General features: G+C 27.7%; 24 protein-coding genes and 1 other annotated feature. Of the genes, 17 read left to right on the top strand and 7 right to left on the bottom strand.

The features are described 5' to 3' along the window. Nucleotides 1-145: 145 nt before the first annotated feature. From BM027_RS13350 to BM027_RS13340, 3 genes are all read right to left on the bottom strand, one after another. A complete protein-coding gene (locus BM027_RS13350; protein WP_090092787.1) occupies nucleotides 146-535 on the bottom strand; it encodes a HEPN domain-containing protein in 390 nt (129 codons plus the stop codon). A gap of 2 nt (nucleotides 536-537) precedes the next feature. Continuing rightward, a complete protein-coding gene (locus BM027_RS13345) occupies nucleotides 538-894 on the bottom strand; it encodes a nucleotidyltransferase family protein (RefSeq protein WP_090092785.1) in 357 nt (118 codons plus the stop codon). A 401-nt stretch (nucleotides 895-1295) separates the two neighbouring features. Next, a complete protein-coding gene (locus BM027_RS13340; RefSeq protein WP_090092783.1) occupies nucleotides 1296-2336 on the bottom strand; it encodes a YdcF family protein in 1041 nt (346 codons plus the stop codon). 593 nt (nucleotides 2337-2929) lie between these two features. Between BM027_RS13340 and BM027_RS13335 the strand changes: the two genes are divergently transcribed. After that, on the top strand, nucleotides 2930-3343 hold the full coding sequence (locus tag BM027_RS13335; RefSeq protein WP_090092781.1) for a hypothetical protein: 414 nt from the start codon (nucleotides 2930-2932) through the stop codon (nucleotides 3341-3343). A gap of 117 nt (nucleotides 3344-3460) precedes the next feature. On the opposite strand, the gene BM027_RS13330 is transcribed toward BM027_RS13335, so the two are convergent. Continuing rightward, entirely contained in the window at nucleotides 3461-4423 is a 963-nt protein-coding gene (locus BM027_RS13330) for a methyl-accepting chemotaxis protein (RefSeq protein WP_090092779.1), read from the bottom strand. 209 nt (nucleotides 4424-4632) lie between these two features. Next, nucleotides 4633-5313: a DUF2225 domain-containing protein gene (locus BM027_RS13325; protein WP_090092776.1), complete on the bottom strand. Its 681-nt coding sequence runs from the start codon at nucleotides 5311-5313 to the stop codon at nucleotides 4633-4635. A gap of 529 nt (nucleotides 5314-5842) precedes the next feature. Here BM027_RS13325 and yjbM point away from each other — a divergent pair. The 5 genes from yjbM (at nucleotide 5843) to BM027_RS13300 (ending at nucleotide 11244) form a co-directional block, all read left to right on the top strand. Further along, nucleotides 5843-6634: a GTP diphosphokinase gene (yjbM, locus tag BM027_RS13320; protein ID WP_090092774.1), complete on the top strand. Its 792-nt coding sequence runs from the start codon at nucleotides 5843-5845 to the stop codon at nucleotides 6632-6634. A 105-nt stretch (nucleotides 6635-6739) separates the two neighbouring features. Then, nucleotides 6740-7519, top strand: a complete 780-nt coding sequence (locus tag BM027_RS13315) for a hypothetical protein (RefSeq protein ID WP_090092772.1) — start codon at nucleotides 6740-6742, stop codon at nucleotides 7517-7519. A 136-nt stretch (nucleotides 7520-7655) separates the two neighbouring features. Next, entirely contained in the window at nucleotides 7656-8741 is a 1086-nt protein-coding gene (locus BM027_RS13310; protein ID WP_090092769.1) for an ATP-binding protein, read from the top strand. Between the two features lie 299 nt (nucleotides 8742-9040). Next, nucleotides 9041-10378: a vWA domain-containing protein gene (locus tag BM027_RS13305; protein ID WP_090092767.1), complete on the top strand. Its 1338-nt coding sequence runs from the start codon at nucleotides 9041-9043 to the stop codon at nucleotides 10376-10378. A gap of 86 nt (nucleotides 10379-10464) precedes the next feature. Next, nucleotides 10465-11244 carry a hypothetical protein gene (locus BM027_RS13300; protein ID WP_341465530.1) on the top strand — a complete coding sequence of 260 codons (780 nt, stop codon included), beginning with the start codon at nucleotides 10465-10467 and terminating at the stop codon, nucleotides 11242-11244. A gap of 48 nt (nucleotides 11245-11292) precedes the next feature. On the opposite strand, the gene BM027_RS13295 is transcribed toward BM027_RS13300, so the two are convergent. Then, nucleotides 11293-11622, bottom strand: a complete 330-nt coding sequence (locus tag BM027_RS13295; RefSeq protein WP_090092764.1) for a HesB-like protein — start codon at nucleotides 11620-11622, stop codon at nucleotides 11293-11295. 444 nt (nucleotides 11623-12066) lie between these two features. Between BM027_RS13295 and BM027_RS13290 the strand changes: the two genes are divergently transcribed. Then, on the top strand, nucleotides 12067-12819 hold the full coding sequence (locus BM027_RS13290; RefSeq protein WP_090092761.1) for a methyltransferase domain-containing protein: 753 nt from the start codon (nucleotides 12067-12069) through the stop codon (nucleotides 12817-12819). 46 nt (nucleotides 12820-12865) lie between these two features. Here the strand turns inward: BM027_RS13290 and leuS are convergent, their stop codons facing one another. Further along, the gene (leuS, locus tag BM027_RS13285; protein WP_090092758.1) at nucleotides 12866-15316 is read right to left on the bottom strand and encodes a leucine--tRNA ligase; all 2451 of its coding nucleotides are present in this window, start codon (nucleotides 15314-15316) and stop codon (nucleotides 12866-12868) included. Nucleotides 15317-15423: 107 nt separating this feature from the next. Further along, nucleotides 15424-15633, bottom strand: a binding site (T-box leader). 366 nt (nucleotides 15634-15999) lie between these two features. On the opposite strand from leuS, the gene cls reads away from it, so the two are divergent. From cls to aroQ, 10 genes are all read left to right on the top strand, one after another. Continuing rightward, on the top strand, nucleotides 16000-17433 hold the full coding sequence (gene cls, locus BM027_RS13280; RefSeq protein ID WP_090092753.1) for a cardiolipin synthase: 1434 nt from the start codon (nucleotides 16000-16002) through the stop codon (nucleotides 17431-17433). A 123-nt stretch (nucleotides 17434-17556) separates the two neighbouring features. Then, nucleotides 17557-17691: a hypothetical protein gene (locus BM027_RS18725; protein ID WP_278320248.1), complete on the top strand. Its 135-nt coding sequence runs from the start codon at nucleotides 17557-17559 to the stop codon at nucleotides 17689-17691. A gap of 261 nt (nucleotides 17692-17952) precedes the next feature. Beyond that, the gene (aroF, locus tag BM027_RS13275) at nucleotides 17953-18966 is read left to right on the top strand and encodes a 3-deoxy-7-phosphoheptulonate synthase (protein WP_090092750.1); all 1014 of its coding nucleotides are present in this window, start codon (nucleotides 17953-17955) and stop codon (nucleotides 18964-18966) included. A gap of 147 nt (nucleotides 18967-19113) precedes the next feature. After that, nucleotides 19114-20166, top strand: a complete 1053-nt coding sequence (aroB, locus tag BM027_RS13270; protein WP_090092748.1) for a 3-dehydroquinate synthase — start codon at nucleotides 19114-19116, stop codon at nucleotides 20164-20166. A 128-nt stretch (nucleotides 20167-20294) separates the two neighbouring features. Next, nucleotides 20295-21620 (top strand): 3-phosphoshikimate 1-carboxyvinyltransferase, encoded by a 1326-nt coding sequence (aroA, locus tag BM027_RS13265; protein WP_090092745.1) that lies wholly within the window; start codon nucleotides 20295-20297, stop codon nucleotides 21618-21620. Continuing rightward, the gene (aroC, locus tag BM027_RS13260) at nucleotides 21598-22677 is read left to right on the top strand and encodes a chorismate synthase (RefSeq protein ID WP_090092741.1); all 1080 of its coding nucleotides are present in this window, start codon (nucleotides 21598-21600) and stop codon (nucleotides 22675-22677) included. The genes aroA and aroC overlap by 23 nt, the downstream gene beginning before the upstream one ends. 30 nt (nucleotides 22678-22707) lie before the next feature. Continuing rightward, entirely contained in the window at nucleotides 22708-23862 is a 1155-nt protein-coding gene (gene pheA / locus BM027_RS13255; RefSeq protein ID WP_090092738.1) for a prephenate dehydratase, read from the top strand. A 279-nt stretch (nucleotides 23863-24141) separates the two neighbouring features. Further along, entirely contained in the window at nucleotides 24142-24963 is an 822-nt protein-coding gene (gene aroE, locus BM027_RS13250; RefSeq protein WP_090092735.1) for a shikimate dehydrogenase, read from the top strand. A gap of 57 nt (nucleotides 24964-25020) precedes the next feature. After that, nucleotides 25021-25527, top strand: a complete 507-nt coding sequence (locus tag BM027_RS13245) for a shikimate kinase (RefSeq protein WP_090092733.1) — start codon at nucleotides 25021-25023, stop codon at nucleotides 25525-25527. A gap of 33 nt (nucleotides 25528-25560) precedes the next feature. Next, the gene (gene aroQ, locus BM027_RS13240; RefSeq protein ID WP_090092730.1) at nucleotides 25561-26001 is read left to right on the top strand and encodes a type II 3-dehydroquinate dehydratase; all 441 of its coding nucleotides are present in this window, start codon (nucleotides 25561-25563) and stop codon (nucleotides 25999-26001) included. Nucleotides 26002-26288: the final 287 nt, after the last annotated feature.

Here is a 26288-nt window from a genome sequence, read left to right as displayed (position 1 = left end):
TAATTATCACTCCTTAAATATTTTAAAGTATATTATTCCAAAACTACCAACTGATTATGTAAAAAAACAGCAGATAATTTTGTTTTTACACAAAACTATCTACTGTCCCATTATTAACAAAAATAAATATTTATTTTAACTAAATCTATGATATTAAATTTTTTCTTATTTTCTTTAACTTATTTAAAAGCTCAAAAAAGTTTTGTAAATATTCATCATATTCTTCTTTTTCTAAAATCTCATAATCATCAGAAGCATATCTACGACTAAAATAAAAATCCTTTAAATCTCTACATAACCCTTTATACGCTTTAAGTTCAGGATAATCCTTAAGATATAAACACTCAAGTAACTTAACTAAATTATGTTCTCTATTAATCATTCCATATTTTTTAGTGATTATTCCTTTTAGGTTCTTTTCAATACATTGCTGACAATGAACTAAAACTCCATCTTCAATACCTTGAAGATCTTTTGTATTAATAATAAACTTTTCATCTATGTCTGCAAAATAGAACATATCTCTATTTACCATTATTACCACCTCCTTAAATCAATTAAATCTTTTAATATCGCTTGCTCAAAGGATGGAGTAGATGAAATTTTAAAAAATTTAGACTTTGTATAAATTTTTAAATCCACTTCTCTAATTAACCTTAATATTTCTATTTTATCCTCTAAAAAGTGTTTTAAAACTCTTATTTCTTTTAAAGTTTTTTCTTCATTTATTAAAACTAAAATATCTATATCACTATTTTTTGAATATCTCCCTTTTGCTATTGAACCAAAAAGCGATACTTCACTATTTTTAATATGTTTCTTTATAGTATCTCTAACTTTAACTATTTCTTCTCTTAAAGTTCTGTCTAAGTCATATTCAACATTGGCTTTCATTATTTTCTCCTCCAAGCTGATAAAGTTATATATATTTTAACACATATTAATTATAATGGTAACTATAATTGGTAAAAAAAGTAAATAAGAGGTGAGACTATGGATATAGCAACACTATCAATGGTAATGAGTCAATCCAGAGTACAAGAATCAGCTGGTATAGTAATAAGAAATGGATTTTAACATCAGGCTCTGTTTTAATATAGTGTTGATATTGTTACATTTTTGTGAAGTGTGCATTAGAATTCGACTTTTAGAACTCTTAATGAGTATTGTCACATTAATTGCTAGTCCAAAACTTGTTTTTGGAACAAGCTGGAATGGGACTATACTCATTTAGATGTTCTTAAGTCAAATTCTTTAGCACGCTGAACAATATCAACACGGTTCTAAAACATAGTCTATAAATAAGGTATAACAAATTGTACTAAGGATAAGATTAAACTTGCAATAAATATTAAACTAAGAATAATTGCATGTTGCTTTTTATTTAGTACTACAATAGCAATATATTCTCTAATCATTGCATTTGGTAAAAAATAAAGTGCTGTTTTAGAACCAATACCGTGACTTTTTAATTCTGCTTTCTTTGCAAAAAGTCCAGCACGAAATAAATGAAAATTATTTGTTACAAATATACTATTATAGTTATCTGGAATTAAATTTTCCATTATTTTTTTAGAAAACATCATATTTTGTAATGTATTAACTGATTTGTCTTCTAAAATAGTATCTTCAACAGGAATACCTTTTTCAAGTGCATACCTTTGCATAGCCAAAGCTTCTGAAATCTTTTCATCAGCACCTTGACCTCCAGAAAAAATAATTTTTGGTGGTGTTGAGACAGCACCTTGTTTATTATAAAATTCAATGGCCTTATTAATACGACTAGCTAATAATGGAGGAACTCTATCTCCAATCAATCCACTACCTAAAACAATAATAAAATCTTGATTTAATTTAGGTCTGTTAAATTGATAAATAAGTGATATCATTATAAAATTAAAAACACTAAATAAATAATACATTCCAATCACAGGAAAGCTACTTAATAAAGTATTTACTTCAGGGGAAAAGTTCATTTTATGTATAATAACAGATACGATCAAACAGCCAATTAATCCTATAGCTAAAAATAAAGTTAATAAATTAGAATGAGTTCTGCTTTCACGTTTCATAACAATTTTGGCATTTATAAATAATGCTACAATTAATATATAAATACCAAATATAAGAACTAAGGATATCAATAAGATGAAAGCAAGAACTAAGAAAATTAAAAATTTATTTTGAGTTGAAAAAGCCATATAAACAATTGTAATCATAGATGAAAATAAGAAAATATTAAATAGAAGTCCATTAATTAATCTTCTTGGATCTAGTAAATAAGAAACTAAAAAAGCTATAAATGTAATTATTGTTAACCCTACAATTAAAAGCATATTAATCCTCCTACATAAATTTTGGCTCTGCTTTAGTAAGAGTGTTGATATTGTTATATAAAGCTCATGGACGATGAAATTTGCTTTTATATAATAATATCAACACTGTTTTAAAAAGTTGTGATATTAAAATATGAAAATTTAATCAAAAATAGTATAACAAATAAATCTATTATCTTGTAATTATATGATGATATTAAGTAGGATTGGTGTAAATGTCAATGTTAAATTATTACTTATAAATAGAAGGTATACTTTATAGTAACTGAATTTGTACTTTCTAGAATTCTAAAGGTTCAAGAGATTTTTTGTGAAATCTTGATTAAAGATTTCAATTATTTCAAGTTTTTGTTTTATAACAATATTTAATATTATTAGTTTAGTTTTTGGAGAATAGCAATTACAAAACTAGGGTATAAATAAACATAGTTCTTAGTTTTAGGTGAGATTTTTTAATCATATATAAAGCTTAGAAATTATTATCCAGGAGCATGCAACTGTTATTTCCTGATTGTAGCAGAGGGAGTATTACAGATGCTAGCTATCCAATAAAATTAATACAAAAAGTACATGCTTAAGGAGTTGATGGTTGCATGAATACAGTACCATATAATGAATATTTACTAGTAATGCCGAGTGGCAGGGCTAAAGGATTTAATGATTTAGATTTAATAAAGGCATACATAAACAGATATTATGAAAAAATAATAGATCATGAAATTGATAAAGATGATTATAATGATGCTACAGAAATCGGCGCAGAAGAACCAAGAAGAAATATATGTACTCAATTAGGCGTAGAACAAGGTAAATGCGAAGTATATAGTATAGATAGTTTTATAGATACGCTTAGAGAAGAATTGATTTTTGATGTAGAAAAAGAAGAATTAATTACTAAATTATTCGAAGAAAATATAGATTTTAATGTTTATGACTATGGACTTGATATAATTTTAGCTGATGTTGATGTCATAGATGTTATGGAACAATATGGGGAACCAGATTAAAAATATGTAACGATATCAACACGGTTTTATTTCATGTGCCTAATTACAAAATAAAATGAGCTGTCAGAATGATTTGAAATCATTTCTAGACAGCTCACTTTCATTTTATATCATTAATTATTTAGAAATACTTTGTGATAAATTATTTAATGTATTATTAAATTTATCAATTGAATTTGACTGCATATCAAGATTAGCAGCAATTTCTTGAGTTAATGCAGAAGTTTCTCTAGTTAAATCATTTACCTTGTCCATAGAATTAATTACATTATCTTTTGCTTCAGATGCTGTAGTTAAATTTACTATACAAGTTGTAATTTCACCTACTGTATCTTCAATAGCAGTTTTAATGTTGCTGAAACTGCCTTTAGTAGATTCTAAAGAACTATGTTGTGTAAGTAAAGCAGAATTACCTGAATTCATAGCAGTTGATGCATTTATAATATCTGCTTTAATTTCTTCTAATATATTAGTTATACTTTGAACAGCAAGTTTTGAATTTTCAGCAAGTTTTCTTACTTCACCAGCAACAACAGAGAATCCTTTACCAGCTTCACCAGCTCTTGCAGCTTCTATTGCAGCATTTAGTGATAGAAGATTAGTTTGACTTGCTATTTGGCTTATGGAATCAGTAATACTATTAACAGATTCTAACTTTGCAACTAAAGCATTTACAGTTGAAGTTGAAACGGTAAATACTTCTTGAAGTTCCTTTAAAGAAGTATCAAGATTTTCAATAGAACTTATACCATTATCAGCTAATTTATCAGTATCTAAAACTTGGGTATGTACAGTAGTTATATTTATTGCTAAGTCTTCCATATTTGATTTGAAATTGTGTAAAATATCTGTTGCAGCATCTATTTCTTGATGTTCAGATACTGTTGAATCTGCTAAATTTGATAAAGAAGAGCTTATATCACTAATTGATTGGTGAATTCTAGAGCTTTCACCTTTTAATTGAGAAAGACCTTCATTTATTTTCTTTGTATCTGAATTAGTATTTGATGAGGTTACTTCTTGATTATTAACCTTATCATTTTTTTCAGCATCATGATGTTTGTTTGTAAAAATTCCCATAATTTTATCCCCCTTAGAATAAGTTAAGGCATATATAAAGAAAATAACGAATCAAAGATGCTATGTATATTTTGTGTCAGGCAATGAGGTATGTTTGGCTCATTGATTATCTATTATCTATTAGGTGAACATGCCGACGTAGTATGACACAAAATGAATTGTTATTTTTAAAAATATGCCTAATATAACGTTATAGTGTGTCTAAAAGTTTAAACATTAGTTGATTTAATAGCATCTTTACCATTTCTGGCTAAATCTTTAATTTTATATGAAGCTCCTAATGTAGTTATGGTTTTTGAATACCAAATTAATGCTTCTTCATTATTACCAAGCTTTCTATTTAATTCACCTATTAAATACATAGTAGAATCTCTTTGAAGCCCATACATAGGAAATGATTCATTAATATAAGCATCGTTAAATCCTGCTAAAGCTTGAGCTATAAAATGCAATTCTTCTTTTTTCATTTCTAAAAGTCGATACATCCACGCTATTTTTAAGCAAATTATAGCTTTAGTACTTTCTTTAAATTCAATAACAACAGCATTTAATAATGCAAGTTTATAACGTTCTATGGCTAATTTTTCTGTTAGCACATCAGGATAAGTTCTTGGTTTCCACTTTGGTTTAATTTTATTTAAAACAACATCTTTTTGATGACTTCTTAATTTATCAAAGTCTGCTTTAAGTGCTGCATAACCACAATTATTACATATCCATACATCATAAAAGTAAGGATTAATTATAGAATATCTTAGTAAAAAATCAGAATCCTTAGATAATATTCGTGGTGAATTAACTTTTACAACATTAACTTTAAAAATATTATTACATACAGGGCATGTTACTTTTTTTTGAAACAAATGTTTCGTTATTTCAATTTGATCCATTATCGCTCACCTCAAAAATAGCCAATTATCTATCACAAATATATTGTATACGTTTGTCCTAATTAACATAACTCATTATTTATATAATTAACCTCTAGATAGATACTAGAGATATTATATAAATTTAAATAAACAATGAATTTTACAATATATATATAAACATTTTCACCATTAGATTATACCATAACTATTATGCACATTCAAAAAATAATAAGCCAGTATGCTTGTATATATTGCGTCATACTACGTCGATAAATTCAGCTAATAGCTCGATATTAACTGAACCTATCGACGCAATATGACATAAAGTGAAACTTTTCAGATGGACTTTTATACTCAAGATGAATCTAGTTGAACTTATACTCTCGGGGGTCACTTCATCTTAAGACAAAATATATGAAACATCTTTAATATTATTTTCTTTCATGTGCCTTAATAAAAAAATAAAACTATGAATAATGAAATTGTTACACATAATTTAAAGTTTTTGATATAATGAATATGAATGACAATTAAAAGGATGGTATTTATGGCAATAAACGATTGGAAAAGTTTTTTAATGCCTTATGAGCAAGCAGTAGATGAACTTAAGGTTAAACTTAGATCTATTAGGAAAGAGTATAGAAGAAAAAATGAATATTCACCAATAGAATTTGTAACAGGTAGAGTAAAAGAAGTTTCTAGTATATTAGAAAAAGCCAATAAATTTGAGATACCTATAGATTGTGTTAAATATGAATTAGAAGATATAGCCGGAATAAGAATAATGTGTCAATTCGTGGATGATATAGATAAAGTAGTAGAATTATTAAGAGGACGAAAAGATATGCAAATTCTTTATGAAAAGGATTATGTAAGAAATGTTAAAGAGAGTGGATATAGAAGTTATCATATGATAATTAAATATCAAGTAAATATGGCAGAAGGACCAGTTGAAATTCTTGGAGAATTTCAAATAAGAACTTTAGCTATGAACTTTTGGGCAACAATTGAACATTCTCTTAATTATAAATATAAAAAGAATATACCACGAGAGTTAAAAGAAAAGCTTAAGAGTTCTGCAGATGCAGCATTTAGGCTAGATGAAGAGATGCTTCAAATTAAAGATGAAATTAAAGATGCACAGAAATTATTTGAAGTAAAATCTAATTTGATTTCTAATATAATGAATGCTCTATTGACTTTAAGTTCATTAGGTAAAGATGCTGAAGCGGCAAGATACGAAAAAACATTAAATAAACTAATTGAAGATGGGGATGTTTGGGAGCTAAATAGCTTACTGTTTTCGGTTAAAAAAGATGTTCAAAAGTATAGGGATTAAAAAGATTTAAGGCTATGTTTGACATACGTTCAAACATAGCCTTAGGCGTATTCCTTCATATGCCTTAAATGATAGTAAAATTTTTATGAAAAAGGATGATATCACATGAATAAGGAGTATGTACTAAATAAATTAAAAGATCAACCTCAGTACATTCAAGAACTTGATGATGTAGAAGAAGACTTTAAATTATTTATAGTTAAAAATAATGGAAATAACATAAAATATATAAAAAATCCAAGTAAGGAATTGCAAATAGAAGCTATAAAAAAGAATGCATTAGCAGTTCAATACATTGATAACATTAATGAAGAAGTTGGAATTATTTCAGTTAAAGCGTTATGGAATTCGTTAGATTTAATAAAAAACCCTACTGATAAAATTATAGAAGCAGCTATTAATACTAAAGGATGGGCAATTCAATTTGTACATAATCCTAGTGAAAAATTACAAATATTAGCTGTAAAAAAAGATTATGATTCTATTAAGTATATTAACAATCCATCAGAAAAGGTTCAACTTGAAGCGATTGGTAACTATTATGCAGCTATTAGATTTATTAAAAATCCAACACTAAATGCTAAGATTAAGGCAATAAGATTGCAAGGTGAGGGAATAAATTATATTTCTAATTATGATTTAGATGAAATAAAGATATTTATTTATGAAAATATAAATGTAGTTAAGTATATTTATGAAAATATTGATATTAGTTTAGTGACAGATGTTTTAATAGACAAGATTAAGGAAGAAAGCATAGATGAAAAATATATTAGAGATTTTTTAGATTTAGAGATATTAGAAATGGATAAAATTAATTTTGTTAGAGAATATGGCTCTACAACTGCTAAAAAATTATTGGTAGACTATAAATTATCAATGTAGACATCTGAAATAAAATAATGAGTCAGTATTTTAGTCTATTTTGTGTTATACTGCGTCTGGCACAAAATATACGTCACATTTTTTGACTTGCTATTTTCTTTTATGTGACTTATAGAGCATGAGAGGAGAAAAAACTTTGAATTATACAGAAACTTTAAGTACAGTAGATTTAGTTATTAATTCAAAAGATGTACCTTTAATAATTGGAGAGAGTGGAATAGGAAAGACATCTTTAGTTAAAGAAATAGCTAAAAATAATGGATGCTACTTGATTACAATAGATGCTAATTTATTGAAGGAGGGGGAAATTGGTGGGTTACCTGTAGTTGAAAATAAAGAAACTATATATGCAACTCATCATAAGTTGATAGAGATTAAGAAGGCATTAAAAGAAGACGAAGAAAGAGATATAATTTTATTTATAGATGAACTTAATAGATGTGATCATGCAGTATCGCAAGAACTTATGAATCTTATTTTAAATAGAGAGATAAACGGGTATATTTTACATGATAGAGTTAAGGTAATTGCTGCTATGAATCCATCAAATAAATATGATGGATTTGCAGATAGCCAATATGAAGTTGTAGATATGGACCCCGCGCAAGAAGATAGATTTGTATGGATAGAGATGGATTTAGATGTTAAAGAATGGATTAAGTGGGGTATGAGTGAAAATGGAAATGTAAATGAGCATATTATAGAATTTATATCAACATTTCCACAATATCTACATATGCCTAATTCAGATGAAAGTATAAAAGCAACTCCAAGAAGTTGGCATAGAGTATCTAAATCCTACGATGTTTATTTAAAAAACAAAGATAAATATCAATTTAATACTTTTTTGAATGTTGTTAGAGGAAATGTTGGAGCTAATATTGCTAGTGATTTAGGAAATTTTTTAATTCACATAAAGAAACCTTTGATAAAAGTAGAGGATTTATTTGAAAATGAAGTTTTAAGTTTTGAATTAAAAGAAAAGTTGAATAATGAAAATCATTCAAGATTATATATATTAGCTAAAAATGCAATGAACTTTTTGGAAAATCATTCATCAGAAAAGAATTTAATATTGTTTTCTAAAATGCTAGATTTATATCCAAGAGACTTAAGACTTGGAATAATGAAAGAAATAAAAAGAGACTATAAGGAAGGAATATACCAACTACTATTAAACCAAGAAGAATTTATAGAAAGCTTCTTTAATATATTTAAGTAAGAGTCCAAATTTTACATTTGGTTACTCGAACTTACTCAGTGAACGTATGTGAGTCGAGTTTCAAACAAGAGTCCAAAAGTGATGTTCCAAATCTTGTATTTGGATAACAGAACTTTCCCTGTGGTCATCTTGTATTTGGCTGCTCGAACTTACTTAGCAAAAGCGTATGTGAGTTGCGTTTCAGGTTATAAAATAAGGCCCTGTTTTAAAACCATGTGATATTGTTACATATTGTTCAGTGGACTAAAGAATTAAACTTAAGAACATCTAAATGAGTAGAATGAGGAGAAATGGGATAGATGAACTTTAATGAAAAAAGAGAACAGCTCTTAAAGCAGGCATATGATGTAAAAGATATAAGAGAATTTGATAGTAGCTATACTAGGGAATTTTTTAAGTTAGTGGAAGAGGTTATTCTTTATTTATTAGAAGGCGATGATTTATTTTTTGGTCAATTCATGTTAAAAATTAAAAGAAATATACGTATTGATATAACTTATCCAATAGCAACAATTCCAAAGCGGGATGGATTTAATATGTTTTTTAATCCAGTTTTGTTTTTACAGTGTGACAAAGATGAAATGGTAGCATTATTTAAACATGAGATTTATCATATAATGTATTCTCATTTTGAAAGAGAAAAAAAGATGAAATATAGTTTAAATAAAAAATCTATAAATATTGCTTTAGATATTTCTATAAATCAATATATAAAAAATTTGCCTTCGTGGAGTAAAAAAATTAATGCGATAAATATGGAATATAATTTAATGCTAAAAGGTGATAGAAGTGCAGAAGAATATGGTGAGGAAATTTATAAATCAATTAAATCAAGGATTAAAGAACCTAAAATAACAGATAATAAAGATGAATTATATAATGAAATTAACTTAGAAAATGCTCATGATATATGGGAAGAGATTGATATATCAGAAGAGGAGATTAAAAGTTTAACTAAGAAAACTGCAATAAGTATAGGTGATAAAGATACACCTGGTAATTTTCAAAAAATAATTTTAGGATATAAAGAAAGAGCAGAAATTCCATGGCAACTTGTTCTTAGAAATATTTTACCATCTTTAAGGTCTGGTTATAAAAAGACTGTAATGAGAAGGGATAGGAGACAACAAGATAGATTAGATTTAAGAGGAAGATTACCTAATAATGAAGCAGAACTTATTGTTGCTATAGATATAAGTGCAAGCATGAAAGAAGAGGAGTTACATAAAATTTTAATTGAGATTTTATCAATAAGTAGGAATACAAAAAATAAAATTACAATAATTGAATGTGATGATAATATTGAAAGAGTATACAAGCTAAGAGGTGAGAAAGATATAAAAAAGAGAAGCCATAATAATGGAGCAACTGCATTTACACCAGTGTTTAAATATATACTTGAAAATAATTTAAGAAATGCTGTATTGATATATTTTACAGATGGAGTTGGAGAGAAGGAACTGTCTATAAAACCAATAAATAAGAAGATAGTATGGGTATTAACTGGAAATGAAGAATTTTCATTAAATAATCCATATGGTCAGGTTAAGAGAATATATAAAGAAAAAGAAGAAGTTCATGAAGGAAATATTGGACTACAAATGGTTAATGAAGTAATTCATGAGTGGGCTAGATAAAACAGACCTAACATTAAAATCATAAAATCGAGTAGTTTAATTTTAAATTATATGATAAAATTATTCTATAAATTAAGGAGGCTACTATGATTAAAAAGATTAAATTAAAAGATTATATAATTATATTAAGCATACTTCTTGTTATTAGTTTTATTGTAAATATTTACATAGGCATAAATATGATTAATTATAAATATAGAATTGGTAGAGAGTCTTATTTAAAAATAGAAGATATAAAACAAAGAAATGAAAGTAATATGGATGTACTTAATATGAGTATAGAACAAGGTAATATTAAGAATGAAGATTTATTAAAATTATATAAAAATTATGATGTTATAACAAGTGATGTAATGGCATTATGGGAGCAATATGCTGCATATAAACAAAATAGTCTTTCTTTATTTTCAAAAAAAATTGATACTAAAAAAGTCATAGAAAATGATATTCATGGGAAAATAAAAGAATACATGTCAGTTACTTTGAATGAAGCAATGAAAAATAAAGAAACAAAACTAGTATTATCTGATGATTATTTAAATCATTTTAGTACAATGCAGGAATTATCGGAAAAAATTTATAATTATTTTGAAAAATTCAATTCACAAACTTTACCAAACATTGTTGGAGAAGAACGAGAAAAAGAAGTTGTTAAAAATCATTATTGGATAGATATGTTAGAAGGAATATATGATATAAGTGGTGACTATACAAATGTTCAATGGGTTGTAAGTGATGCAAAAAATGTAAATAATGTAGAGAGTATAAATGATGAAGAGATTGCACGTAACTCTATAAACATTAAAAATAAAAAAAGTGTAAATACAACAGATAATGTTAATACTAAAGAAAATAAGGCTAAATAAAAATACAACTACTTATTATAAAGTAGTTGTAAGTTTTTGATATTAAATTTAATGACAACCGTTACAAGATCCGCCACATCCACCTTCAGGTGCAATAACTGGTTTTAAACTTAGTCCTCTGCCGTCATTTTCATTAGTAGAAATAATAATAAAGCCACCAAATTCATCTATTAGGTTTTTTTCAATGATAAAAGATATATCATTAACTTTTTCAACTACATCATTTTCAGTAGTTTCTGAAACTGATATGTTAAATACAGGACCACTGCATGCAGAGCCTGCAAAGTTTATCCTAATATTAAAATCCACTATGCTATTTTCTTCTAAAAAACCTTTAAATTCGTTATAAGCTTCTTCACTTATAGTAATGTTTTTCATATAAATCACCTACTTAAAATAAAATGGTTGACTTAAGGTCAACGCAATAAGTATAACATACAAAATTTAAAATAAAAAGAAAAGATTATTTGAATACAGCTCTAAATAGTATATAATTTTAAGTTAAATTATACCAAAATTGTAACATACTATGGTATAATATGATTTAAGTAGAGTGCTTAACTACTATGTCTGACACCCAATATACGTCGCATCTTTGACTTGTTGTTTTCTTTAATATGCCTAAATTTAATATTTGATTATGTTTAATTATAAAAAAATATAGAATAAAAATGCAATATACGATATAATTTAACTTTAAAACTTGTCAATGAATATTTTTAAATAATATATTAAAACTTATAAAGAAACCTTAGCCAAATCCATATAAGAATTAAGGAATTATTGAGTAAGTTTCACACTAGATTTAGAAGGGAAAAAGCTATGAAACCATACGACCAAAATTTTATAAGCCAAGAGATACAGGAATATAATGGTTTGATAAATGAATGTACTTGTGGAGATTATGGAATCCTAAAAGAAAATAGCTTAGGACATAAATTACAAGGATATATGTATGAAAATGAACAAGAAGAATATAATCTTCCTATAATTCAATTATTAAAAGATAAAGTAAGTTTGATGAGACTTAGTCCTAAAGAAATACAAAGTTCTTATGAAATAATAAAATTTGCTAAAGGAAAAGTTGGAATTGTAGGACTTGGACTAGGATATGTAGTACAAAAAATTGCAAAGAAATCACAGGTAGAACAAGTAATTGTATATGAGATAAGTGAAGAAGTGATTAGCCTATACAAGCAAAACTTTGGAGAAAATAATAAAATCAAAATTATACAAGGTGATGCTTTTAAAGCCAACTCAGAATGTTTTGATTTTTTCTATGTTGATATTTATGAATATAAATTAGATTTAAAAGTTGTGGAAGATTATAAAAAATTAATTAAATTACATGATATTAAGGAATATTCATTTTGGGGAATTGAGCATTTTCTTTTAAGTTGTAAGTATGAAGATATAGTATGGGTGTATGTACCTGAAGTTTGGATTGAAATGAGCAAACATCTGTATACAGCACTTGATGATTCCGGTTATATTAAATATTACAAGCAACTGGAAGAAAATAAGGTTAAAGAAGTATTATTAGCTTTTAAAGAAATTTTAAATGATGAAATATAAAAGAACTTATGCTAGATTATAGCATAAGTTCTTTTTTTTATATCCTTTATTTAACGACAATATTAACAAGTCGTCCTTTTATAACAATTACTTTAAGTACATTTTTACCTTCAGTATTTTCTTTTATAGTTTGATTTTCTAATGAAACTTTTTTAATTTCATCTTCATTTAAATTAGAAGGTATATTTATTTTTGCTTTAATCTTACCATTTATTTGAATAGCTATTTCAACTTCATCTTTAACTAAAGCTTGAGGATTAAATTCTGGCCATTTTTCATTAAAGATTGTTGAATTAAATCCAAGTAAACTCCAGTGTTCTTCAGTAAAGTGAGGAGCAAATGGTGATAATAATTTTAAGAAATCAATAATTGATTCTTTTAAGAAGATTGAATTCTTTTTATCTTCTTGAAGATATTTAGTAAAAGCATTAACAAATTCCATTAATCTTGCAATAGCAGTATTAAATTGCATCTTATCAGTATCTTCAGTAACACCCTTTATAGTGTGATGTCTCCAATAATTTAATTCTTTTTCTGTAGCATCAATAGAAGTTTTATCATTGTCATTATGTTCTATTAAAGATCTAGCAGAATCTAAAGTTCTTTCGATTTTATCTACAAATCTACCTATGGATTTAATACCATCATCACTCCAAGCACCACCTTCAGTGTATGAGAATCCAAACATTAGATACATTCTAAATACATCTGCACCATATTCTTTAATATAATCATCAGGAGAGATGGTGTTTCCTTTTGATTTACTCATTTTTAATCCATCTGGTCCTAAGATTAAGCCTTGGTGTGTTAAGCTTAAGAATGGTTCATCAAATTTTAAGTATCCCATATCTCTTAAAGCTTTAGTTATGAATCTTGCATATAATAAATGCATACAAGCATGCTCAGGTCCACCTACATATTTATCTACAGGAAGCATTTTATTAATTATTTCTGGGTCAAATGGAGCATCTGTATTTTTATTGTCTGCATATCTTAAGTAGTACCAAGATGAACATACAAATGTATCTAGGGTATCAGCTTCTCTTCTTGCATGACCACCACAATGTGGGCAAGTTGTATTCATAAATTCTTCTGATTTTCCAAGTGGTGATTTTCCGTCTGGTGTAAATTCTACATCGTATGGAAGCAATACAGGAAGATCCTTTTCAGGAACTGGAACTATACCACACTTCTCACAATAAACAACAGGAATTGGAGCACCCCAATATCTTTGTCTTGAAACTAACCAGTCTCTTAATCTATAGTTAACTTTTTCTTTTCCTAAATTATCTTTTTCTAAACTTTGAACTATTTTAACTTTAGCATCAGCAGTACTTAAACCATCGAATTCACCAGAGTTAACAAGAACACCATGTTCACAATAAGGAAGTTCTGGATTAGTTCCTTTTCTATCAGTTATAACTCTTTCTATTGGTAAGTTAAACTTTGTAGCAAAAGCAAAGTCTCTTTCATCATGAGCAGGTACAGCCATTACACAACCAGTACCATAAGTTGCAAGTACATAATCACTAATCCAAATAGGAACCTCTTTACCGTTAATAGGATTTATTGCATAAGAACCTGTAAAGACTCCTGTTTTTTCTTTTGAAATAGATTGTCTTTCAATTTCAGTTTGCTTGCTAGAAACTAGTTTATATTCTTCAACTTCATTTTTATGTTCAGGAGTTGTTAGATTATCAACTAATTTATTTTCAGGAGCTAAAACAACATAAGTTACTCCATTTAGAGTATCAACTCTTGTTGTAAAGACACCAAATGTTATGTCAGAATCTTTAACTTTAAAAGTAACCTCTGCACCAGTTGATCTACCAATCCAATGTTTTTGCATAGATTTAGTTTTTTCAGGCCAATCTAAAGTATCTAATTTTTCTAATAATTCATCACCATAATCAGTTATCTTAAAGAACCATTGAGTTAAGTCCTTTTTAATAACCTCAGTTTCACATCTTTCACATACACCATCTAAAACTTGTTCATTAGCTAAAACAGTATTACAAGATGGACACCAGTTTACAGGAGCATTTTTTCTGTAAGCTAATCCTTTTTCAAGTAGTTTTAAGAATAACCATTGAGTCCATTTATAGTAATCAGGAAGACAAGTTACAACTTCACTTTCCCAGTTAAACATAGCACCCATAGCTTTTAATTGTTTTTCCATTGTTTCTATATTTTTCAATGTAGAATCTTGAGGATGAATACCTGTTTTTATTGCATAATTTTCAGCTGGTAATCCAAATGCATCAAAACCCATTGGTTGGAATACATTATATCCTTGCATTCTCTTTAATCTTGCCCATGAGTCAACAGGACCATAGTTAAACCAGTGACCTGCATGTAATTGAGCACCTGATGGATATGAGAACATTTCAAGTGTATAAAGCTTTTTATCTAATTTACTAGAATCAAATTTATAAGTTTGATCATTTTCCCACTTTTCTTGCCACTTTTTATCTGTTTTTGTTCCGTAATTCGCCATTGTTTATTAATTCCTCCTTATATAATGCATCTTTAACTTGTTATTTTATTTTATACGTTTTATTTCAGATGCCTAATTTAGTGCATAAAAAAAGCCTTTCATCTCGATTAAGAGACGAAAAGCATCATTTCCGTGGTACCACTCTTATTAGAAAAATTTAATTAATTTTTCTCACTTGATATTATAACGGCATTACCGTACTTGCTTTAACAAGTAAACTCCTAGGCAAGTTCATATAGCTATATCACTATTTTTCACCAAACAATAGCTCTCTTTAAGATATATTAAATATTACTACTCCTATTCATAGTTTAGTATATTGTATTTTTAGATTATTATATATTAAAAAAGATGAAAAAGTCAAGAAGGTGAACTTTTTGCAAAATATATAATTTAATACTAGTACATCATGGTACAATATAATAGAATAAAGTATACACATGCTTGTTATATTTGTATATTTTAATATATATATTCTAATAAAAATTATTCATTTTATTTTAGTAATATGGTCTATTTACAATAATAACGTACATAATATAAAATTAAATTAATTTAGTAATCTCAAAAAAATAACAGTCAAAAATAGACTAGCATATTCACTAATTATTTTTTTGAAGATACCTTATGAAATTATTTAAAAGTTAATTTTTGATTAACTTATAGAAAAGAGATGAAGTAATATGAATGCGCTTTTAGCTATAGGTGTGATTGTTTTAGTGTTAAACATTTTATTTTCCTTATCACTAGTATTTATAGAAAGAAAAGATCCAACAACAACATGGGCCTGGCTATTAATATTAATCATATTACCAGGTTTTGGATTTATGCTTTATCTTTTATTAGGTCAAAATTTAAGTAGACAAAAGATTTTTAAGGAAAAGATACAAATAGATGAAAATAAGAAAAGGGACTTAAGTAGTAGATATATTGTAAATACTAACTCACATGATGGAGGAGAGAGATTTTTTGATTTGAGAAAAATGAACTTTAATCATTCGGGAGCACAATATACAACTAATAATGATGTAACTGTATATGTTAATGGAGTAGATAAATTTAAACAATTAATAGAGGATATTAAGAATGCAAAATATTATATTCATGTAGAATATTATATTTTTCGTAATGATTGTTTAGGTAAAGTAATTATTGAAGAACTTACTAAAAAGGCTAAAAGTGGACTTGAAGTTAGGCTTTTAACTGACAGTATGGGATCACATACTTTAACTAAAAGGGCTCTTAAGCAATATTTAAATGCTGGTGGAAAATTTGCAATATTTTTTCCGGGAATATTGCCACATATAAATACTCGTATAAATTATAGAAATCATAGAAAAATAGTTGTAATAGATGGTGAATATGGTTATGTTGGAGGATTCAATGTTGGAAAAGAGTATATAAATAAAGATCCTAAAGTTGGCTTTTGGAGAGATACTCATGTTAGAATTCAAGGAGAGGCTGTAAATGATCTAAATGAAAGATTCTTATTAGATTGGTGTTATGCATCAGGAGAAGAGATAGAGGATTATAAGAAATATTTATCAGGAGGTTTACATGAAGTTGGAGATGTTGGCATTCAAATTGTAACAAGTGGTCCTGATCATGAAGAAGAATATATTAGAAATGGTTATATTAAGCTTATCAATAATGCAAAAAAAAATGTATATTTAGAGACACCATATTTAGTTCCGGATTTACCTATATTGGAGGCGCTGAAAATATCAGCACTATCTGGAGTTGATGTAAGGATAATTATTCCAGGAAATCCAGATCATTTTTTTATGAAATGGGCAACTAGTTCATATATTGGAGAACTTTTAAATGCTGGAATAAAGATGTATAATTATGAAAATGGATTTATTCATGCAAAAACAATAGTTGCAGATAGTTCAGTAGTTACAATAGGAACAGCTAATATGGATATAAGAAGTTTTAAATTGAATTTTGAAGTTAATGCATTCATATATGATGAAAGAATAGCGAAGGAATTAGAGAGTCAATTTATGAAAGACATTGAGTCTTCAGAAGAAATAACAATAGAAAGTCATGCTAATAGGAGTATTTACCTTAGAATAAAAGAGTCGATAGTCAGATTGGTTTCTCCAATATTATAATTAAATTAATAAAAATATTGGAGAAATTATAAAAAAATATCAAAAAATATTGACAAAATATAATAAGTGGCTATAATTAAAAACAAATATATTATCATATTATTAGTGTAATAGGAGGGCATCATGAAAAGAGATATTAATAAAACAGTTACAGCAAAATTTTATAGTTTTTTCTATTTTACATTCTGGGGCTTTTATTTTAGCGCTGGCTATTTATTTTGCAGAAAACTGAATAATATATCTTTAATGGGTGCTTAAATTATAGAACAACTTTAAGAAGTTTAAAATTATTAAAAGTTTAGTAGTTAATAGAGCTCATAATGAGCTCTATTTTTTTTATATAAGGCACATCCAAAAAATAACAGATCAGTATGCTTGTCTATTTTGTGTCATAAGGAAGCTCGACTTGTATACACTCGCTGAGTAAGTGATTCACACAAAATCATTTCTCGAACTTAGTTAACGCATATTTGGTCTGTTATTTATTTCATGTACCTAAAATTTAAGGGGGCAATGAAAATGATAGTAATATTAAAGCAAAAAATAGAACAAGAAAAGATAATAAAATTAACAGAGGAATTAGAAGCTCAAGGAGTTAAGGTAAATCCAGTTATAGGAACTGAAATAAGTATTTTAGGATTGGTCGGAGATACGAGCAGAATTGATCCATCAAAAATTGAAGCAAATACAATAGTTGAAAAAGTAATGCATGTACAAGAACCTTTTAAAAAAGCAAACAGAATGTTTCATCCAGATGATACAATAGTTGATGTAAATGGAGCAAAAATTGGTGGAAATAAAATAGCGATGATTGCAGGGCCATGTTCAGTTGAAAGTGAAATACAAATAACTGAAATAGCTAAAGATGTTAAGGAGATTGGGGCTAACTTCTTAAGAGGTGGTGCGTTTAAACCAAGAACTTCACCATATGCATTCCAAGGATTAAAGTATGATGGATTAAATCTTTTAAAGGTTGCAAGAGAAAAGACAGGGTTACCTATAGTTACAGAAATCATGTCACCTTATGATATAGAAGTATTTAATGAAAATGTTGATGTAATTCAAGTTGGAGCTAGAAATATGCAAAATTTTGATTTACTTAAGGAACTTGGAAAAATAAATAAGCCAATTCTTTTAAAGAGAGGTTTATCAGCTACACTTGAAGAGCTATTAATGAGTGCTGAATACATTATGGCTGGTGGAAATGAAAATGTTATTTTATGTGAAAGAGGAATAAGAACATTTGAAACTTACACTAGAAATACTTTAGATTTAAGTGCAATACCTGCTCTTAAGAAATTAAGTCATTTACCAGTAGTTGTTGATCCAAGCCATGCAACAGGTAAGTACTGGATGGTAGCACCTTTGGCTAAAGCTGCAGTTGCAATTGGAGCAGATGGTCTTATTATTGAAGTACATAATGATCCAGCTCATGCGTTATGTGATGGTCCACAATCAATTAAACCAAGTAAGTATGAAAAACTTTTTGAAGAATTAAAAGTTATTGCAAATGCAGTTGGAAGAGAAATTTAAGGTAATTGTTAATGCATAATTAAGGAATAAATTCTAATGTAACTTAAAAATATATTGTAAGAATTCTAGTAAGAATTTCATCCATAATTTATATTAAAAATTTAAGTGTAAATTATACTATACCAGATATAAAGAGGAGAGTTAGAGATGCAAGACTTAATTGTTGATTTAAAGGAGAGAAGCTATCCTATTATAATTAAAAAAGGATTAATTGATAATATTAATATAGAGATAAAGAAGATTTATAAAGGGAAAAAGATATTTATATTAACAGATAAAAATGTAGGTTTTCACTATGGCGATAAGGTTAAATCATGTTTGAGTAATTCGGGGTATGATGTTAAATTAATGGCTTTAGAACCTGGTGAGGAAACTAAGTCTTTTGATACTCTTCCTTCAATATATAATGAATTTTTAGATTTTAAACTAACAAGAAGTGATCTGATTATAACACTTGGGGGTGGAGTAATTGGAGATCTTGGAGGTTTTGCTGCATCTACTTTCTTGAGGGGAGTAGCCTTTGTACAAATACCTACCTCATTACTTGCTCAAGTTGATAGTAGCGTAGGAGGGAAAGTTGCAGTAGATTTAGAAAGAGGCAAAAACTTAGTAGGAAGTTTTTATCATCCTAAATTAGTTTTAATAGATTCAAATGTTTTATATACCTTAAGTGATAGATTCTTTTTAGATGGAATGGCTGAGGTTATAAAATATGGATGCATAAAGGATAAGGAATTCTTCTATTTTTTAAAAAGCTTAAAAAGTAAAAAAGAAGTTATGAACAGTATTGATAAAATTATCCACAGATGTTGCTTCATTAAGAAATGTGTTGTGCAGAATGATGAGAAAGATACTGGAGAAAGAATGCTATTAAACTTTGGTCATACTTTAGGTCATGCTATAGAAACTTATTATAAATTTAAGAAGTTTAGTCATGGTGAGGCTGTTGGAATAGGAATGTATAACATAACTAAACTTTCAGAGGAAAAAGGATTTACGGAAAAAGGAGTAGCTGATGATATCAAAGAGATCTTAATTCAATATTCTCTTCCTTATCAAGTAGATATTAAGGATAATTCAGAAATTCTAGAAACTATAGCATTGGATAAAAAAAATATTGATGATGTTCTTAAAGTAGTGTTACTTAAGAATATGGGAGAAGCATTTTTAGAAAACACAAATGTAGAATTTTTTAAATGATAATAAGCGCTAAATAAATAATAATAATTTAATCTTTATAATGGAGCAGAACAAATTGGATAAAGAATATAGAGTGGTAATGTGCAACAATAATTGAGTATACTGAGTATGAGATTTGGAGGAAGATTATGGGGAATTTAAAATTATACCCTAAGAAATTAGAAGGTGAAGTTAAGATACCACCATCTAAGAGCATGGCTCATAGAGCCGTAATTTGTGCAGCACTTGGAAATGGGATAAGTAAGATTGAGAATATAGATTATTCAGATGATATTATTGCAACTATTGATGCAATGTCATCTCTAGGTGCAAAGATAACAAAAAAAGAAGATTATCTTGAGGTTTGTGGAGTTAAATGGAATCCTTCTAATAATGATGAATGTAGCAAATTACATTTAAAATCAAATAGTGAAAGAATTATAGATTGTAATGAATCAGGTTCAACATTAAGGTTTTTAGTACCGATTGCTGCTTTGTTTGATGGAGTTAACAGATTTGTTGGAAGGGGTAATTTAGGAAAAAGACCACTAGATACATATTACAATATATTTGATAAGCAAGGTATAAAGTATAGCTATAAAGATGGAATTTTAGATTTAAAGACAGAAGGAAGATTAAAGTCAGGAGAATTTAAAGTAAAAGGAAATATTAGTTCACAATTTATAACAGGATTACTATTTACTCTTCCTCTTTTAGATGAAGATTCTAAAATTATAATAACAACAGAAATGGAATCGAAGGGATATATTGATTTAACTTTAAGTGCTATTAAAGATTTTGGTGTAGATATTATAAATAACAACTATGAAGAATTTATAATAAAGGGTAACCAAAGTTATAAGAGTAGGGATTATAGGGTTGAGGGAGATTATTCTCAAGCTGCTTTTTTCCTTTCTGCTGATGCAATTTCAAATGATGTTATTGTCAATGACTTAAAATTAGATTCTCTTCAAGGTGATAAAGAAGTACTTGATATCTTAGAGAGAATGGGATTAAGTCTAAGATATAAAAATTCTGGATTAATAGGAAAAGTTGAAGGAAATCTGAGAGCAACGGTTATTGATGGATCTCAATGCCCAGATATAATTCCAGTAATTTCGTTAGTTGCAGCTTTAAGTGAAGGTACTACAGAAATAATAAATGCTGGAAGACTTAGAATTAAAGAATGTGATAGATTAAGTGCTGTGACGTGTGAACTTAATAAATTAGGAACAAAAATTTCAGAAAAAGAAGATGGATTAATAATAAAAGGAGTTAAAGAACTTAAAGGCGGAGTAGAGGTTTGGAGCCACAAAGATCATAGAATTGCAATGACTTTAGCTATAGCTTCTACTGTATGTGATTTACCTATAATATTAAAGGATTATGAATGTGTTTCAAAGTCTTATCCGGAGTTTTGGGAAGATTTCAAAGCAATAGGAGGTGTATTTAATGAGTGGAATGTGGGGGAATAAACTAAAGTTTTCAATCTTTGGTGAATCTCATGGAGTAGGAATAGGAATTACAATAGATGGGCTTCCTGCTGGAGTTGAAATTAACATGGAAGATGTTATGAAGGAAATGGCAAGAAGAGCACCAGGTAAGAGCAATTTATCTACAGCAAGAAAAGAAACAGATGCACCTGAAATTTTAAGTGGATTTTTTGAAGGTAAAACTACTGGAACACCTTTATGTGCTGTAATTAGAAATGCAGATATGCACTCTAAGGATTATGGTAAGCTTAAGGATTTGGTTAGGCCAGGACATGCTGATTATCCAGGATTTATTAAATATAATGGTTTTAATGATTACAGAGGTGGAGGACACTTTTCAGGAAGGATAACAGCACCACTAGTATTTGCAGGTGCTATATGCAAACAAATATTAGAAGCAAAAGGAATAATTATAGGTGCTCATGTTAAGAGTATTGGAAAAATTCAAGATAAGAGTTTCGATCAAATTGAATTAAATAAGGAACTTTTAAATAAGCTAAAGTGCAATGAATTACCACTTATACTTACTGAAAAAGAAGATGAAATGCGAAACACAATTCTTGAAGCAAGAAAAGATGGAGATTCAATAGGAGGGACTATTGAATGTACTGTTATTGGAATTAACCCGGGAATTGGAAATCCATTTTTTGATTCAGTAGAATCAACATTAGCTCATCTTATGTTTTCAGTTCCTGCTGTTAAAGGTATAGAGTTTGGAAAAGGGTTTTTGATGAGTGAATTAAGAGGTTCAGAATGTAATGATGAATATTATTATGAGGGTGACAAGATTAGAACATATACCAATAATAATGGTGGAATTACAGGTGGAATAACTAATGGAATGCCAATATTATTTAAGGCTTGTATAAAACCAACACCATCAATATCAAAGAAGCAAAGAACAATAGATATAGCTGAAAAGAAAGATTCCGAACTTGTAATTGAAGGAAGACATGACCCATGTATAGTACAAAGGGCAATTCCGGTAATTGAGTCAGTAACTGCAATTGGAATACTTGATTTAATATTAAATGCTTAATATTTATAAAGATATTTAAGGAGATGTAAAATGGGGGATATAGATTGTTATAGAAAGAAAATTGATGAGATAGATAGAGAAATAACTAGACTTTTTGAAGAAAGAATGGATACGGTTATTAATATTGCTAAGTACAAACAAGGTAATAATTTACCTATTTTTAACAAAAATAGAGAAGACGAGGTTATTAAAAAAAATATAGGATATCTTAAAAATAATGACTATGCTAAAGAAACAAAAAAGTTTTTTACAGACTTGATGGAGGTTTCTAGAGGACTTCAAAGCAGGAAAATGGAAGAAAATATTAAAGAAGATAATGTTAGGTTAGAAAATTCTAATAATAAAAAATCTGGTAATATTGGATTTTTTGGTGTGATTGGATCTTTTTGTGAAGAAGCTATGCTTAAGTATTTTAGAGATACAGATAATGCAAAAGCGTATGATGAATTTGAAGATGTATTTTTAGCAGTAAAAAATGGTGAGATTGATTATGGAGTTTTACCAATAGAGAATTCTTCAACAGGTGCTATTTCACAAGTTTATGATCTTTTATATAAGTATGGATTTTATATAGTTGGAGAACAATGTATTAAAATAAATCAACATTTGATTGGAATTAAAGGAACAAATTTAGAAAATGTTAAAGAGGTTTATTCACATCCACAAGGCTTTGAACAAAGTTCTGAATTTTTAAGAAACTACAGCGGTTGGAAGTTAATACCATTCCACAGTACATCTGTAAGTGCTAAACTTGTTAGCGACTTAAAGGATACATCAAAGATAGCCATTGCTAGTCAAAGAGCTGCAAATATATATAATTTAGATATAATTAAAGAAAATATAAATAATCAAAGTGAGAATTCTACAAGATTTATAGTTATCTCAAAAAATCTTGAATCAAATGCAAGTTGTAATAAAGTAAGTGTTGTATTTTCGCTTGAAGACAAAGCTGGAACTTTATATAAATTATTAAGACATTTCGCTGAAAATAATATAAACATGATTAAGATTGAATCTAGACCTATGGAAAATGGTGCTTGGAAATACTTCTTATATGTTGATTTTGAAGGAAATATCCAAAGTGAAAAGGTGACAACAGCTTTAAGTTTAATTGAACAAGGTAGTGCATACTTTAAACTTATTGGTGGATATAAAAAATATAGTACATCTGAAAAAATATATTAGACTATGTTTTAAGTGAATGTTGATATTGTAATATAAAGCTCATGGACAGTGGAATTCACTTTAAGAACTCTAAAATAAATATTAGTCCTATTAATGCATGCTCCCAATCAAAGATTGTGACAAGCAATTAATAGTACAAATATTCATTAAGAGTTCTACAAAGTAAATTCCAATGCCAGTTCGCCTTTATATTAAAATATCAACATAATATTAAAATATCAATATTATATTAAAATAGTTATCAGTTATTTTTTAAGATGTGTAAGAGGAGGAACTTAGTTGGAATTTTACGGATTAATAGGGGAAAAGTTACAACACAGTCTTTCGCCGAAGATTCATAATACACTTTTTTCTATGATAAATGTTGATGCTGCTTATAAACTTTTTGAAGTAGAAAAAGAAAATTTAAGTAAAGCTATAGATTCATTAAAAGTCCTTAAAATAAAAGGTGTTAATGTAACGATTCCTTATAAAGAAGATGTAATGAAATACTTAGATTTTATATCTCCAGAAGCTGAAAAGATAAAAGCGGTTAATACTATTTATTTAAATGAAGGAAAGTTATATGGCTATAATACAGACTATTTTGGTTTTGGTACTATTATAAAAAATAATAATATTATAGTTAAAGACAGAATATCAATGGTTCTTGGAAATGGTGGAGCGGCTAAAGCTGTAATTACTTTTCTTTTAGATAAAGGAATAGAGAAAATTTATTTAGTATCAAGAAGAAGCAAAGAAAATTGTGGATATGATGATGAAAGAATTGAATGTAGGTCTTATGACGAAATAAATAATATTAAAGGTGATATTTTAATTAACACTACTCCGCTAGGTATGTATCCACATTTTGATGGAACTCCTGTTGGAGAAGATGTAATAGTTAATTTTGATGCTTTAATAGATATAATATATAATCCTAAAGAAACTAGATTCTTAAAAATAGGAAAAAGCTTAAATAAAAAAGTATGTGGTGGAATTGAAATGTTAGTTGGTCAAGCAATAAAAGCAGAAGAAATATGGCAAGGAATACCGATTGATGATAAGGCAACTGAAAAACTATATCTAGACTTTCAAGAAGAGTTTAGTCATCTGAAATAAAATAAGGCATATTCAAAAAAATAACAAGTCAAAGATGCTTTAATTAGGAGGGTGCTTATGAAAAATAAAATAGTACTTATTGGTATGCCGGGATGTGGAAAAACTACAATTGGTAAAATGTTAAGTAAAGAATTAAATCTTAAATTTTTTGATATGGATGATTATATCGAAAAAATATCATCACAAACTGTAACTCAGCTTTTTGAAGATGGAGAAGAGAATTTTAGAAATTTTGAAACTTTAGCTTGTAAGGAATTAGCAGAAATGAAAAATGCTTTGATTTCTTCTGGTGGAGGAATCATTAAGAGAATAGAAAATATTGAGGTATTAAAAAAAGAATCGTGGATTATTTTTATTGATAGACCAATTCAAAATATTTTAGAAGATGTAGATATATCAGGAAGACCATTACTTAAAGATGGAAAAGAAAGACTGATTAAATTATATGAAGAAAGATATGATCTTTATAAAAAGGTAGCCGATGAAATTATTAAGAATGATGATGAAATAAGAGAGGCAATAAACCAAATAAAGACTTTTATTAAATTTAATATATTAAAGTAATATTATTTATAATATTAGAAATAGGTGATTAAAATGAAAATTATGGTTATTAATGGTCCTAATTTGAATATGATTGGGGTCAGAGAAAAAGGTGTCTATGGAACAAAATCTTTTGAAGATATATGTAAATATATTAATACAGAGGGTGAAAAAAGAGGTCATGAAATAACATTATTTCAAAGTAATTGTGAAGGTGAAATAATAGATGAACTTCAAAAGGCATACTTAGAAAAGTATGATGGAATAATAATTAATCCAGGTGCGTACACTCATTATAGCTATGCAATTCATGATGCTATAAAGGGGATTAACATTGACACTGTTGAAGTACATTTATCAAATGTTCATGCAAGAGAAGATTTTAGAAAGAAGTCTGTAACAGCACCAGCTTGCATAGGACAAATGTGTGGATTTGGAGAACATGGTTATATATTAGCTATGAAGGCTTTAGAATTGAAAAATCTAGCTGAATAGTTTATATTATATATTTAGGCACAGTGGTATATTATTTTCTTTCATGTGCCTAAGGCATATGAAAATAAATAACAAGGCAGTATGCTAGTCTATTTTGCATCATAAGGAAGCTTGATTCGTATATACTCGCTGAGTAAGTGATTCAAACAAAATCATAGATCTTGTTTCTCTACTCATGTCGATAAAATCAGCCCATAGCTTGTTATGCGTTAATTTCATCTCCTTGTCTGATGAAAAATATATGTCGCATCTTTGACTTGTTATTTTCGTTCATATGCCTAAGTAGT

The sequence above is a fragment of the Clostridium uliginosum genome, from assembly GCF_900112485.1.
GTDB lineage: Bacteria > Bacillota > Clostridia > Clostridiales > Clostridiaceae > Clostridium > Clostridium uliginosum.
This window is presented reverse-complemented; position numbering and strand designations above follow the sequence as displayed.

Bases quoted from the DNA above. Each gene is read 5' to 3' on its own strand.
- aroA (WP_090092745.1), top strand. From the start codon at position 20,295: ATGGGGAATTTAAAATTATACCCTAAGAAATTAGAAGGTGAAGTTAAG.
- pheA (WP_090092738.1), top strand. From the start codon at position 22,708: ATGGGGGATATAGATTGTTATAGAAAGAAAATTGATGAGATAGATAGA.
- aroQ (WP_090092730.1), top strand. From the start codon at position 25,561: ATGAAAATTATGGTTATTAATGGTCCTAATTTGAATATGATTGGGGTC.
- aroB (WP_090092748.1), top strand. From the start codon at position 19,114: ATGCAAGACTTAATTGTTGATTTAAAGGAGAGAAGCTATCCTATTATA.
- yjbM (WP_090092774.1), top strand. From the start codon at position 5,843: ATGGCAATAAACGATTGGAAAAGTTTTTTAATGCCTTATGAGCAAGCA.
- BM027_RS13305 (WP_090092767.1), top strand. From the start codon at position 9,041: ATGAACTTTAATGAAAAAAGAGAACAGCTCTTAAAGCAGGCATATGAT.
- BM027_RS13330 (WP_090092779.1), bottom strand. From the start codon at position 4,423: ATGGGAATTTTTACAAACAAACATCATGATGCTGAAAAAAATGATAAG.
- BM027_RS13245 (WP_090092733.1), top strand. From the start codon at position 25,021: ATGAAAAATAAAATAGTACTTATTGGTATGCCGGGATGTGGAAAAACT.
- BM027_RS13345 (WP_090092785.1), bottom strand. From the start codon at position 894: ATGAAAGCCAATGTTGAATATGACTTAGACAGAACTTTAAGAGAAGAA.
- BM027_RS13295 (WP_090092764.1), bottom strand. From the start codon at position 11,622: ATGAAAAACATTACTATAAGTGAAGAAGCTTATAACGAATTTAAAGGT.
- BM027_RS13340 (WP_090092783.1), bottom strand. From the start codon at position 2,336: ATGCTTTTAATTGTAGGGTTAACAATAATTACATTTATAGCTTTTTTA.
- BM027_RS13325 (WP_090092776.1), bottom strand. From the start codon at position 5,313: ATGGATCAAATTGAAATAACGAAACATTTGTTTCAAAAAAAAGTAACA.
- aroF (WP_090092750.1), top strand. From the start codon at position 17,953: ATGATAGTAATATTAAAGCAAAAAATAGAACAAGAAAAGATAATAAAA.
- aroC (WP_090092741.1), top strand. From the start codon at position 21,598: ATGAGTGGAATGTGGGGGAATAAACTAAAGTTTTCAATCTTTGGTGAA.
- BM027_RS13350 (WP_090092787.1), bottom strand. From the start codon at position 535: ATGGTAAATAGAGATATGTTCTATTTTGCAGACATAGATGAAAAGTTT.
- BM027_RS13290 (WP_090092761.1), top strand. From the start codon at position 12,067: ATGAAACCATACGACCAAAATTTTATAAGCCAAGAGATACAGGAATAT.
- BM027_RS13300 (WP_341465530.1), top strand. From the start codon at position 10,465: ATGATTAAAAAGATTAAATTAAAAGATTATATAATTATATTAAGCATA.
- leuS (WP_090092758.1), bottom strand. From the start codon at position 15,316: ATGGCGAATTACGGAACAAAAACAGATAAAAAGTGGCAAGAAAAGTGG.
- BM027_RS13315 (WP_090092772.1), top strand. From the start codon at position 6,740: ATGAATAAGGAGTATGTACTAAATAAATTAAAAGATCAACCTCAGTAC.
- BM027_RS18725 (WP_278320248.1), top strand. From the start codon at position 17,557: ATGAAAAGAGATATTAATAAAACAGTTACAGCAAAATTTTATAGTTTT.
- cls (WP_090092753.1), top strand. From the start codon at position 16,000: ATGAATGCGCTTTTAGCTATAGGTGTGATTGTTTTAGTGTTAAACATT.
- BM027_RS13335 (WP_090092781.1), top strand. From the start codon at position 2,930: ATGAATACAGTACCATATAATGAATATTTACTAGTAATGCCGAGTGGC.